The organism is Chloroflexota bacterium, assembly GCA_014360805.1.
In the GTDB taxonomy this organism is placed as follows: domain Bacteria; phylum Chloroflexota; class Anaerolineae; order DTLA01; family DTLA01; genus DTLA01.
This window is the reverse complement of record JACIWU010000087.1, coordinates 1-12,722: the sequence shown is the minus strand read 5'-3', so window position 1 is coordinate 12,722 and position 12,722 is coordinate 1. Positions and strand designations below refer to the sequence as shown.

Annotated in this window: 10 protein-coding genes; 5 read left to right on the top strand and 5 right to left on the bottom strand. The window is 62.0% G+C overall.

The window, feature by feature from the left end:
* The 5 genes from H5T65_12195 to H5T65_12175 all read left to right on the top strand — a co-directional run.
* The coding region (locus H5T65_12195; protein ID MBC7259996.1) for a site-specific DNA-methyltransferase at positions 1-1,425 on the top strand (1,425 nt) is incomplete at its 5' end.
* A complete protein-coding gene (locus H5T65_12190; GenBank protein MBC7259995.1) occupies positions 1,422-1,973 on the top strand; it encodes a transposase in 552 nt (183 codons plus the stop codon). The genes H5T65_12195 and H5T65_12190, both read left to right, overlap by 4 nt.
* Positions 1,974-2,025: 52 nt before the next feature.
* Entirely contained in the window at positions 2,026-5,496 is a 3,471-nt protein-coding gene (locus H5T65_12185; protein ID MBC7259994.1) for a DEAD/DEAH box helicase family protein, read from the top strand.
* A gap of 128 nt (positions 5,497-5,624) precedes the next feature.
* Positions 5,625-6,488 carry a prenyltransferase gene (locus H5T65_12180; protein ID MBC7259993.1) on the top strand — a complete coding sequence of 288 codons (864 nt, stop codon included), beginning with the start codon at positions 5,625-5,627 and terminating at the stop codon, positions 6,486-6,488.
* A 37-nt stretch (positions 6,489-6,525) separates the two neighbouring features.
* A complete protein-coding gene (locus H5T65_12175) occupies positions 6,526-6,885 on the top strand; it encodes a 5-carboxymethyl-2-hydroxymuconate Delta-isomerase (GenBank protein ID MBC7259992.1) in 360 nt (119 codons plus the stop codon).
* Between the two features lie 422 nt (positions 6,886-7,307).
* Here H5T65_12175 and H5T65_12170 read toward each other — a convergent pair whose 3' ends face one another.
* The 5 genes from H5T65_12170 to H5T65_12150 all read right to left on the bottom strand — a co-directional run bounded on the left by H5T65_12170 (position 7,308) and on the right by H5T65_12150 (position 12,666).
* Positions 7,308-7,925: a class I SAM-dependent methyltransferase gene (locus tag H5T65_12170; protein ID MBC7259991.1), complete on the bottom strand. Its 618-nt coding sequence runs from the start codon at positions 7,923-7,925 to the stop codon at positions 7,308-7,310.
* A gap of 23 nt (positions 7,926-7,948) precedes the next feature.
* Positions 7,949-8,902, bottom strand: a complete 954-nt coding sequence (gene pyrB / locus H5T65_12165) for an aspartate carbamoyltransferase (GenBank protein MBC7259990.1) — start codon at positions 8,900-8,902, stop codon at positions 7,949-7,951.
* Between the two features lie 135 nt (positions 8,903-9,037).
* Positions 9,038-10,111 (bottom strand): amidohydrolase family protein, encoded by a 1,074-nt coding sequence (locus H5T65_12160; GenBank protein MBC7259989.1) that lies wholly within the window; start codon positions 10,109-10,111, stop codon positions 9,038-9,040.
* A 46-nt stretch (positions 10,112-10,157) separates the two neighbouring features.
* Positions 10,158-11,585, bottom strand: a complete 1,428-nt coding sequence (glnA, locus tag H5T65_12155) for a type I glutamate--ammonia ligase (GenBank protein ID MBC7259988.1) — start codon at positions 11,583-11,585, stop codon at positions 10,158-10,160.
* Between the two features lie 154 nt (positions 11,586-11,739).
* Complete coding sequence (locus tag H5T65_12150; GenBank protein ID MBC7259987.1) at positions 11,740-12,666, bottom strand: LysR family transcriptional regulator; 927 nt, start codon at positions 12,664-12,666, stop codon at positions 11,740-11,742.
* Positions 12,667-12,722: the final 56 nt, after the last annotated feature.

The window sequence follows — 12,722 nt, the reverse complement described above, 5'->3', positions numbered from 1 at the left end:
ATTACTCATTACAAATACGTTGAAGAAAGCACAGGTAGAAGGTATCAGTTATGTGACTTTACACAAAAGGGGCAGGGCCCTGCAAGAAGGTTTGGAAATAGAGGTTGGCTTGAACCTCCTCCAGGCAAACACTGGATTTGGTCTCAAGAGAAAATAGACAAAGGAATACGAGATGGCCGCATTGTTTTTACTACGGGCAAGATGCCCCGTTTGAAAAGATACTTGGATGAGACTTGGGGTAACCCTATAGAAGATATTTGGATTGATATTCCTCCTATTAACTCAATGTCGTTAGAAAGAGTTGATTATGCAACCCAAAAACCCGAAGCCCTGATGGAGCGCATCATCCGCGCTTCCTCCAACGAAGGCGACCTGGTGGCCGATTTCTTCTGCGGCTCCGGCACCACGTTGGCGGTGGCCGAAAAACTGGGCCGCCGCTGGATCGGCGCGGATTTGGGCCGCTACGCCATCCACGTCTCCCGCAAGCGCCTCATTCAGGTCCAGCGCGAACTGCACGAGCAGGGCAAGCCCTACCGCTCCTTTGATGTCTACAACCTGGGGCGCTACGAGCGTCAGTGGTGGCAACTGGAGCGACTGAAGGGCGCCGATGAGGAGCACCGCCGCGTCGTCCTGCGCTTCTACAAAGCCGCCCCTTTTGGAGTGCTGGAGCCAGGCTCCAGCACAACCCCAGGCTCCAGCAGTCCAAACAGTTTGCTGCACGGCAAGAAGGGCGCGGCCTACGTCCACGTGGCCCAGATTGACAGCATCTTCACCTACGACGAACTGCGCGCCGTGGCCGAGGCCGCCCGCGCCGCCGGCGGGCGCGAACTGCACTGCCTGGCATGGGAGTTTGAGATGGAACTGGGGCGCAAAAAAGAGGCCCTGGAAGCCGAATACGATCTTACCATTCGCCTGAAGTACATCCCGCGCGAGATCATGGAGCCCAACCGCACCGAGGTGCAGTTCTTTGAGGCTGGCGTGCTGGAAGCCAAAGTTGTATGGAATGCTGAAGCGTGGCTTCAGCAATCCAAAAAAGCCACGCTTCAGCAATCCAAAGCGGTGGATGTGGAACTGGTGCACTTCATGCCTGCCCTGGCCGAAGCGCCGGAGAAAGAGATTGAAGCCCTGCGCGAGCGCGCCGTCAAATCGCCTTTTGATTTCATTGACTTCTGGGCGGTGGACTTTGACTACTCGCCCGACAAGCCCTTTGAGCATCACTGGCAGGACTTCCGCACGCGCAAGGACCGCTCCCTCAGGACCCGCACCGACATCGGCTGGCGCTATGAAACCCCCGGCAAGCATCAGATTGCCGTCAAGGTGATTGACGTCTTCGGCGTGGATACCACCATAGTGCTAGATGTCGACTGCGGAAGCCAGGTGGACTTCGGAGGCCAGGCTTCCGAAGTCCAAAGGGGAACTTCATGACCGGCGAGATTGAAATCGGCACATGGCCTCATGGCCCGCTGCATCTTTTCGTACCGGATGCCTTTTATATCGTTACAGCCTCTACCTTGTATAAGCAGCGCATCTTTGATACGCCCGACAAACTCCGCCAACTCCAGAATACGCTTTTTGAAGTCATGCTGGCCTATGGTTGGGAACTCCAGGCCTGGGCGCTCTTCAGCAATCACTACCACTTTGTTGCCCGCTCTCCCAAAGATGGAACAACGCTGAAACGGCTGATCCAGCGCCTGCATTCCCAGTCGGCGCGCCTTGTTAACGAAATGGACCATACTCCGGGCCGGCGTGTTTGGTTCCAATATTGGGACACTTGCTTGACCTACGAAAAGAGTTATTATGCCCGTCTGAACTATGTGCACAACAATCCCGTCAAACATGGCCTTGTTACCGTCGCCGAGCAGTACCCATTCTGCTCTGCCGCCTGGTTCAAAGCCAACGCGCCACAGGACTTTCGCGATAAAGTGGGTTGTTTCCCTTACGATCGCGTGAATGTGCTCGACTTGGATTGCTGAAGCATGTTTGGATTGCTGAAGCATGGCTTCAGCAATCCAAAGGAGAGGAGCCATGCCTTTCCAAGTTACCCGTGAAAACGCCTCCGCCCTGGAGCCGCTCTTCAAGCCTTGGGAAGAGCCGACCCTGCATCGGCTGCCCAACCCGCAGCGTGGCCAGCCGGCGATCATCGCGCCAGGGCGGCGGCCCAGCGAAGTGCCCCTGGTGCGCGCCATCCGCGCCCAGGTAGATGCCTGGCGTCGGGCCGATTATCCGGGCGCCAGCGAGACCTCGCGCACGCTGCTCCATCACTGGTTCCACAACGAGCACCTGGATTGCGGAAGTCGGACTTCCGCAGTCCAAAGCGACTACGGAAGCATGACTTCCGCAGTCCAAAGCAGCTACCCATTCCGCTATCACTGGGCGCAGCGCGAGGCCGTTGAGACCTTCATCTACCTTTACGAAGTGCGCCGCGTGCGCAACGTGGCCGAACTGCTCTTTGAATTCGGCGACAATCAGTTGGCCGACTTGGCGCTGGGCATACCCACGGAGCAGGACCGCTGGGCGAAATACTGCGCCAAGATCGCTACCGGCGCGGGCAAGACCAAGATCATGACGCTGGCCATCGTCTGGAGTTACTTTCACAGCCTGTACGAGCCAAACTCCGACCTGGCTCGGCACTTTGTGGTCATCGCCCCCAACCTGACGGTGTACGAGCGCCTGAAGGACGACTTTGAGAACTGCGCCATCTTTTACCAAGACCCTCTCATCCCCGATGAGTGGCGACCCGACTTTCAGATGCAGGTGGTTTTGCAGGACGAGCCGGGCGGCGCGACCACCACCGGCGCCATTTACCTGACCAACATCCATCGCCTGTACCCCAGCCGGAACAACCGGGATGGGGAACCCGATGATGCCATTTCTGCCATCTTTGGGCCGAAGGTGGTGCGTGGGCGGGCGCTGGATACCGGCGAGGACCTGCGCCGGCGTATCATCGCCCATCCGCGGCTGATAGTGCTGAACGACGAAGCTCATCACCTGCACGACCCGGACCTGGCCTGGAACCGCGCCATTGATGCCCTCCATGAGGAAAGCCGACAGCGGGGCAACGCCGGCCTGTGCCTGCAACTGGATTTCACCGCCACGCCCAAGCACAACGATGGTTCGCTATTTCGCCACATCGTGGTGGACTTTCCCCTGGGCGAGGCAGTGGATGCCGGCATCGTCAAAGTGCCGGTTTTGGGTGAGTCGGATGAGCTGATCGTGCGCGGCGATAAGAAGACGCCAGCCCACGTGCGCTACGCCGTGCACCTGCGGCTCGGCTACGAGCGTTACAAAAAGAGCTACGAAGAGCTGCACAAGGTGCGCAAACCGATTCTATTCGTGATGACCGAGGATGCCAGGGCGGCCAACGAAATTGCTGACTATCTGGATAGCGACGCCTTCCCTTTGCTGAAGGGGCGCGTGCTCAACATCCATACGCGCCTGACAGGGCGCATCAAAACCGTCACCCGCGGCGGTCGCACCTTCAAGGAATTCGTGGAAAACGAGAATGCGATGAAGCCGGAGGACCTGCGTGAACTGCGCGAGATGTCGCGCGATCTGGACAGCCCCGACAGCAAGTTCCGTTGCGTGGTTTCGGTGATGATGCTGCGCGAAGGCTGGGACGTGCGCAACGTCACTACCATAGTGCCCCTGCGCCCCTACTCGGCCAAATCCGGGATATTGCCCGAACAGACTCTGGGCCGCGGTCTGCGCCGCATGTTCCCCCTGGGCGAAACGCCGGAGATGGTTACGGTCATTGAGCACCCGGCCTTTCGCAAGTTATACGAGGACGAACTGGCACAAGAAGGGCTGGACATTGCCGTTCTGCCCGTGCGCGAGGTGTTCAAACAGACGGTTACCATCTTTGTTGACCACGAAAACAAGGATGTACAGGCGCTGGACATTGAACTGCCGCTTGTCTCGGATGCCGTTGAGACGACCAGCGAATTGCAGGGGCTGACCTTTGAAGAAGTGGAGGGGTACTTTCGGGCGAACTTTCAGCCTTTGCCCATCGGGAAGAAAAAAGAAGGGCCGATCGAGTACAAAGAGCGCCACCTGTTCACCGACGAAATCGTCGCCATGATGAAGCTGGATGCCGGGCTGCTCAACAACGCCTGGTCGGCGCCGGCCTATTTTGCCCGGATGCTGGGCCGCGCTTGCCGCATCAGCAACGCGCATCAGGCCCTTGCGCCACTGATCGAGCGTTTCATTACCCAGGTGCTCTTCGAGCGACCGGTCAACCTGTACGGCGGTGAGGTTGACCACCGCATGCGCGACCTGGATGTGATGGAACACATTCGCGCTACCTTTACGCCGCTCATCTTGCAACGGACAGTGCGCCAGGAAAAGCGACGACGGATCAGCCGCGGGCGGCCCATCTCAGATTGGAAGCCCTACCAGGCCACGAGCACCGATGAGCGTCCGGCTCTTGCGGCAAACAAAACCATCTTCAACCTCGTACCGTGTGAGAACGACTTCGAGCAGGCCTTCACCGACTTCTTGGAGACAGCCCAGGACGTAGTTGCCTTTGCCAAGAATGCAGGGCCGCAGAAACTGATGATTGACTACCTCAAGCCGGATGGCCAGCGCGCGCTCTATGTGCCGGACTTTTTCGTGCGTGCAGTCAACGGCGATCATTATCTTGTGGAGCTCAAGGGCCGGCAAGACGAACTCGTCCCGCTCAAAGCCAGCGCCGCTGTGGAATGGTGCAAGACCGCATCCGGCAAGGATGTTCGCTGGCATTATCTCTACGTGCCTTATCACCTCTTCCAGCAAGGCGCAGCCGCCACCGTCGAGGAACTTGCGCGTGCCTGTGCTCCCGCACTGAAAGCGCTCCTGGACGAGTGGAAGACCCAACAATTGGCCTTGCCCCTGGAGGAAGCCGAGGCCAAGTCGCAAGCCGAGGCGTTGTTCCAGCGCGTTCTAGGCGACGCGGGTATCGTCCAGCCGCCGCCTGATATTGAAGTTCTGATGCGTCAGGCCGTGCTATTGTTGGATCACGCCATCCGCTCAAGACACCCGACACTGGCCCACGCGTTCCAGCCGCTGTTGGGCCCGCTGGATGAATACGCTTTGCGAATTCTGGAGAAATACGTGAGACCGGCTATTCCTGCCAAACCGAAGGAGGTGTCGGACTTCTTTGAACCAGACCTGGACCGAGTTCTTCTTAACCGAGACCGTGCACTGCTGCAGAAGAACCAGCGCTATCTGAGAGACAATCTGGTGTACGGCCGGTCAATCCAGAGATTGGGAACCTTGCTATTCTGCATAGACTATGCACAAACTGGACGCAAGGGCGTGGGGGGAGTCTGGGAAGTGGTGGAGCGAGTGTTCTCCTCGCCAGCCTTTGGCGAACTCTATCGCCGCTTGGAAGAGGTCAATACATTCCGGAATACGCGCATTGCGCATGTGGAAACGCCGTTGACTGATGAAACCGAGGCTTGGGCTGCTATGCGGTCTTGGCTCGCTTGCCTCAACGCGATGGCACTTCTAGTCACTTGAGGGCTGGCATCTCCGTGCCTTTCCCGTTTCCGCAACCCCGCGCGCCGCATCGTGTTGTACCCTGCGCAGGAACCTCAAACCTTTGTCGGAGGAAGAGTATGAGCAAGGTGAAACTGCTGCTGGGACCCATGCGTGTGCCATTCCTCATCCTTGCGCCAGCATGCACGGTCGCGGGCCTGGGCACCGCGGTCTGGTCCAGGGGCGCGGTGAATCCCTGGCACGCGGTGCTGGCATTCCTGGGCGCGCTCTGCGCCCACATCAGCGTCAACGCCTTCAACGAGTACTTTGATTTCAAGAGCGGCGTGGACTTCCGCACGGTGCGCACGCCCTTTAGCGGCGGGAGCGGCACCCTGCAGGCGCACCCCGAACTGGCGCCCCAGGCGCTGGCGACCGCCATCGTTACCGCGGCCATCGTCGGCCTCATCGGCATCTACTTCCTGTCCGTGTGGGGCTGGGCCATCGTGCCCCTGGGCCTGCTGGGGTTGCTGGTGATCGTCGCCTACACCCCGTGGTTCACCTACAATCCCGTGCTCTGCCTCATCTCGCCCGGCCTGGGATTTGGAACGCTCATCGTCATGGGGACGCATTTCGTCCTGACGGGCGAATACACGTGGACGGCATTTGTCGCCTCGCTGGTGCCGTTCTTCCTGGTCAACAACCTGCTGCTGCTCAATCAGTTCCCCGACGTGGAGGCCGACCGCAGTGTGGGCCGCCGCCACTATCCCATCCTCATCGGCAGGCGCAAGAGCAGCATCATCTACAACGCCTTCAACGCGGCGGCCTACCTGTCCATCATCGCGGGTGTCGTCCTGGGGCTGCTGCCCGCATGGGCGCTGCTGGGCCTGCTGACCGTGCCCCTGGCGGTGCAGGCGGGCCGCGCCGCGTACCGCTACGCCGACGACCTGCCGAAGTTGGGGCCGGCCTTGGGTCAGAATGTGCTCATCAATATCCTGACGCCCGTGCTGCTTGCCATCGGGCTTTTCATCGGCTAGAATGCAGCCCGAAGTTCTACGCTGACAGGAGGACGCAATGCCACATCTCCGACTTGAGTACACGGCGAACATCACGCAGAAGGTGGACTTCCAGGCCATGTTCGCGGATCTGCAAGGGGCGCTGTCCAGGGTAGGCGGCATTCCGATGGCCAACTTCAAGAGCCGCGCCTATCGCCTGGACGCCTACCGCATCGCCGAGGGCCGCGAAGACCAGGCGTTCGTCCACCTGGACATCCGCATGTTTGAGGGGCGGCCGGATGAACTGAAGCAGGCGATGCTCGCGGCGGTGATGGACGTGCTGAAGTCGCACTACGCGGCGACGGGCGCGGGCCCTGAAATCCAGTTCTCGGTGGAAATCCAGGACATTCGGCGGGCGGCATACCTGAAGTCGCCGTAGCGCCCGCGCAAGGCACTGAGGCGCCAGGTCTCCATGGGGCACATCTTCGTAGGGGCAGGTTTGAGACCTGCCCCTACGCTCGCTATCCACGAATAACACGAATCCACGCGAATGGAGAATTGTTCGTAGGGCGGCTTTCCATCGGCGCCGAAACCTCACCCCGGCCTTCGGCTTCCCATCGCCGCCAGCGGAGAGGGGGAACGAGGGGGTGAGGTAGCGAATCGGGCAGGCGTGGGAACCTGCCCTAGGAGTTGTAACCGCGAATAACACGAATCCACACGGATGAAATAGATGTAGCCCCGTAGGGCGGCTTTCCATAGCCGCCGGGCAGAGGCGAGTAGCCAACAAGTTTGTGGGGCGGCTTTCCATCACCGGAGGCAGGGGCCAGACGTGGGAGCCGGCCCTGCGCGGTTGGCCTTGCATTACGGTCTTTCCGCCACGATCAGCCGCACGATGCCCCATGCCCAGAGGCTCTCATCCTTGACCACGCGCAGCCCCGCGGCCCGGACGTTGGCCACCGTATCGCGGTTGATGTCCTCGCCGATGATCTTCCACGCCAGCGGGTTCAGCGCGTCCATGGCCCTGGCGATTCCCTGCGACGTGGCGCGCATGTGCTCCAGCAGGACGATGCGCCCGCCCGGCCGCACGACCCGCGCCAACTCCCGCAGCCCCTGGATGGGATCGGGCACGCCGCAGAAGACCAGCGTCGCCACCGCGCAGTCAAACGCGCCGTCGGCGAAGGCCAGGTGCTGGACGTCCATCTGGGCCAGGGCGGGGACGTGCGCACCGCGGGCCGCCAGTTTCTCCCGCGTGCGCAGGAGCATCTTCATGCTCACGTCCACCGCCGTAACGCGGAGCGCCGGCGCGTAGTAAGGCGCGTTAAACCCCGTGCCCACGCCCACCTCCAGCACGTTGCAGCCCGCGACTTCCGCCCAAACGCGGCTGCGCCACGGGCGCATGATGCGGCGCTCCAAGCGCTCAAAGATCCTGTCGTAGTGCGGCGCGACGCTGTCAAATCGGTCTTGCGGACCCACGGTCATCGCCCCTGCGATTCGGGCGCGGACTACGCCCGCCCCAGGACAGCCGTGAGCAGCGCCATGCGCACGTACATGCCGTTCTTCATCTGGCGGAAGTACGACGCGCGCGGGTCGGCGTCCACCGCGTAACTGATCTCGCCCACGCGCGGCAGGGGGTGCATCACGGTCATGGTCTGCTTGGCGCGTTTCATCACTTCCGGCGTGATGACGTAGTAATCCTTGACCATGTCGTACTGGGCCAGGTCGGTGAACCGCTCTTTCTGCACGCGGGTTACGTAGAGCACGTCGGCCTTGTCAATCACCTGCGACACGTCTTCCAGTTCCTCGTACTCCAGGCCCTTTTGCTTCACTTCCTCAATCAGTTCCGGCGGCATGCGTAGGATGTCGGGCGAGACGAAGTAGAACTTGACGTTGTACAGGCTGAGCAGGCGGGTCAGGGAATGCACCGTGCGGCCGTACTTCAGGTCGCCGACCATCGCCACCGCCAAGCCGTCCACGCGATTGTGGTCTTCCTCAATGGTGAACAAGTCCAGAAGCGCCTGCGTGGGGTGTTCGCCCACCCCGTCGCCTGCGTTGATGATGGGCTTCTCGCAGTAGTGCGCGGCAACGGCCGCGGAGCCGACTTCCGGATGCCGCAGGACGATGACATCGGCGTAGGATTCCAGCGTGCGCACGGTGTCGGGCAGCGACTCGCCTTTGGTTACGGACGAGTACACCACCTCGTTGATGGGGATGACCGCGCCGCCCAACCGCGACATGGCGGCGATGAACGACGAACTGGTACGGGTGCTCGGCTCGTAGAAAAGCGACGCCATCACCTTGCCCTGCAGCAGGTTGGAGTGGCCGACCCGCTCCACGATGATACGCATCTCCTCGGCCAATCCGAAGAGGTAGCGCAGGTTCTCGCGGTCAAACTGCTTGACGGACAGAATGTCCTGCCCTTTGAACGGGTTGACCCCCTTGATCGGTTTTGGAGCCATATCCTTCCTCCTCACAAACTTATGAGTTCACTGTTCGCTGGTGTTTCACCGCGGAACGCACGGAGACTGCAGAGGATTGGACTTTGTCTTCCTCTGCGCCCTCGGCACGCTCGGCGGTGAACACCTCCTGTACCGCTAACTCGTGTTCTGCTGCGGCGCTACCCGCTGGCCGAACCCCGGCGGGACGCGCACGCGGCCGCCATCCCAGGCTTGCACGCCGCGCACCCAGGTCTCCAGCACGCGCGCCCCGACCTCCATGCCCTCAAACGGCGTCCAGTGGCATTTGGTTTGCAGGATGTCGCCGCGGATGGTGGCGCGCACGTCGGTCTCCACCACGACGAACGACTCGGGCGACGTAGGGATCCCGAACAGGCGCGCCGGCGCATCGTGGTACAACTCCACCAGCCGCTCCAGCGTCAGCCGCCCCTCGGCGACGGCGGTGAGCATGAGCGGGAGCGCCGTTTCCAGCCCAGGCACGCCAGGCGGCGGTTTGGGGCCGCGCTTCTCTTCCAGTGTATGCGGCGCGTGGTCGGTGGCCAGCATGTCTATCACGTCCAGGTTGTCCCACAGCGCCTGACGGTCGGCGGCCGTGCCCAGGGGCGGGCGCATCTTGCCCAGGCTGCCCAGCGCCCGCGCGTCGTCCTTGGTCAGGAACAGGTGGTGCGGCGTTACCTCGCAGGTTATGCGAGAGCCCTGCTCTTTGACCTCCCGTATCCACGAGATCTGCCACGCCTCGGACACGTGGCATACATGCACCCATCGCTCGCAGAGCCGGGCCAGCATCATGGCCACGAGCATGGCCGGGCCTTCGGCGTGCACGGCGATGGGGCGGTCGGCAGGCCACGCCTGAAACTGCCGTGTCAGCGTTGTTATGTCTTCCACGAGCAGCGGGCCGAAGGTGTGGTTCATGTACACCTTCATGCCCACGCACCGCTGCGCCGCTTCGGGCGCCAGTTTGGCATTCTTCCTTGTGGCACCCCACCAGAATCCGTAGTCGCAGACGGCCTTGGCGGCGGCCCGCTCCTTTGCGGCGAGGGTCTTCAGGCTGGTTACGGGTGGCCGGTTGTTGGGCATATCCAGCACGCAGGCGTATCCGCCGGCCAACGCCGCCGCCGTCCCTGTCCGAAACGTTTCCTTGTGGGTGCCGCCCGGGTCGCGCAGGTGCACATGCGGATCTATCCCGGCCGGCAGTCGGAGTATCTTGCTCATGCCGCTCTCACAAAAACGCCGAAGCGTCTGCTTCGGCGTCGCTGCCTCACGTATTGTAGTATAGCACCATTTCGTATGGATGCGGACGTTTTTGGATCTCCCGCACGTCGGTCTCGCGCTTGTGTCGTGTCCAGAACGCGATCAAGTCCTCCGGGAATACGTCCCCTTCCAGCAGGAAGTCGTGCTCCGCATCCAGCGCGTCCAGCGCCTCCTCCAGGCTGGCAGGGAGCGCGCGGATTCTCGCTTTCTCCTCGCCGGTGAGCGCGAAGAAATTGTCCTCGTAGGGGCCGAACCCCTCGGCGCTCGGGTCTAGATTCCGGCGGATGCCGCGGATGCCCGCCATGAGTTGCGCGGCCAGGGCCAGGTACACGTTGCACGTGGCGTCGGGCGGGCGATACTCAATGCGCTTGGTCTCGGGCGTGGTGGCGTACTCTGGCACGCGGATGGCCGCGCTGCGGTTGCCCAGCGAGAAGAACAGCGAGACGGGTGCCTCGTACCCGGGCGTCAGCCGCCGATACGAGTTGCTGCTGGGGTTGACCAGCCCTGATAGCGCCGCCCCGTGGCTCAGCAGCCCGGCCACATACGAAAGCGCCAGTCGGCTCAAGCCGGCGTAGCCGCGCTCGTCGTAGAACAACGGTCGCCCGCCCTTGAACAGATGTTGGTGAAAGTGCATGCCGTTGCCGGCTTCGCCCACCAGCGGTTTGGGCATAAACGTTACGGTCTTGCCGCGCCTGCGCGCCACGTTGCGGACAAAGTACTTGACCATCATCACGACATCGCCGCTCCGCACCAGGCCGTCCATCGGCACCTCAACCTCACACTGCCCCGCGCCACCGACCTCGTGGTGGTGGTACTTGACCGGCACACCGGCCTCCTCCAGGAGCACGCTGACCTCCGAGCGCAGGTCGTTGAGCGCATCTTGCGGCGGCGCGACATGGTATCCCCCATGCTTCGGGAGTCCCAGCCCGAGGCCGGCTTCGCCCGTGCGCCAGTGCGCCTCCTCGGCGTCTATCTCAAACCCGCTGCGATGGGGTTCGTTGTGAATCGCCACGCGGTCAAAGACGTAGAACTCCAGTTCAGGCCCCCAGCGGCTTTCGTCCGCGATGCCCGTTTGCTTGAGGTACGCCTCGGCCTTGGCGGCGATGCTGCGCGGATCCCACCGGAAGTCCTCGCGCGTTGTCGCGTCCACGATGCGGCAGATGAAACTCAGCGTCGGGGTCTCGCAGAACGGATCCACCCAGCCGGTCGCCAGGTCGGGCACCAGCACCATGTCGCCCGCTTCCACGCGCTTGAACCCCACGCTGGAGCCATCAAACCCGACGCCGTCCTGCATCAGGCGCTCGTTGAACTCCCGCGCCGAGATGGTTACATGCCGCCACTGCCCCCATAAATCGGCGAATTTCAGATCCACGAGGCGAATCCCGTTGTGTTGGACGAACTGCATCGCCTCCTGGATGTCCGCGAAGGCTGTCATCTCACCTCCTTGTGATGTCGCCTTGTTCTTGCTGGGCGCGGGCCGACGGTGCCGCACGCGAACGCGTATTATATGTGTATCCGCGCTTCCATCCAAAACGGCGCGGCGGGCAAGAAAGGAGGGGTTGGCCCCTCCCTTTTCACCGCCCGCGTCGTCAGGCGATCCATTCCTCCACCAGCGCCATCGCCTCTGGGGTATGCACGAAGTCGCAGAATCCGACCCGCGCGCAGACCTCGGGGTTCTGGGTGTTGCTGAAGAAGTACAGCGTGCGCTTGAATGGCCCCTCGGCGAACGGCACCATGCGTGAACGGCCTCGCTTCTCGGCCAGGCGCGCGGCGAATTTGGACAGAATCGCGACGCCCATATTCGCCTCCACGGCCGAGATGGCCGATTCGGTGCAGCCGATGTCCACGATGGCCTGTACCTTCTCGGGCGCGCCCAGGGCCCTTTCCAGCGCGCGCCATACGGGGTCGGACGGCGGGTGGCCGTGCTCGCGCACGAGCATGATGCCAGGCTCGGCCAGTTCGCGGAGCGACACGCGTGGGCGGTCGGCCCAGGGATGGCCAGCCGGCACCAAGAGCACCGTCTCGTCCTCCATGAACTCGCGCACGTACAGGTCGCGATGGTGGGGCTCGTAGGCCACCACGCCCATGTGAACCTCCTGGTCCAGCACGCGCTGCAGGGCCACCTCGGCGTCCATCGTTTGCATGTGGATGATGACCTCGGGGTGCTGCTGCTTGAACAGGAGGATGAGCCTGGGGAGGATGTACTGCGCAGGGGTGGCCGCGCAGCCGATGACGAGTTGGCCCACCAGTTTGCCCCGCAACGCGCACATGGTCTCCTCAATGTGATTGGAGAGGCCCATCATCTGGCGGGCTAGGGGCACCAGGGCGCGCCCTGCTTCGGTCAGCACGACCGCGCGCCCCGTGCGGTAGAACAGATTCAGGCCTAACTGCTGCTCCAGCGCCTGAATCTGGAGGCTGACGGCGGGCTGGCTCATCTTGAGGCGCTTCGCCGCTCCGGAGAAACTTCGCTCCTCAACGGCGCACAGGAAGATCGCAATTCTGCGAATGTCCAGCATATAACCTCTCGCGAAAACCTATTTGTGCACATTATAACAGACTCTCGTGAAAATGC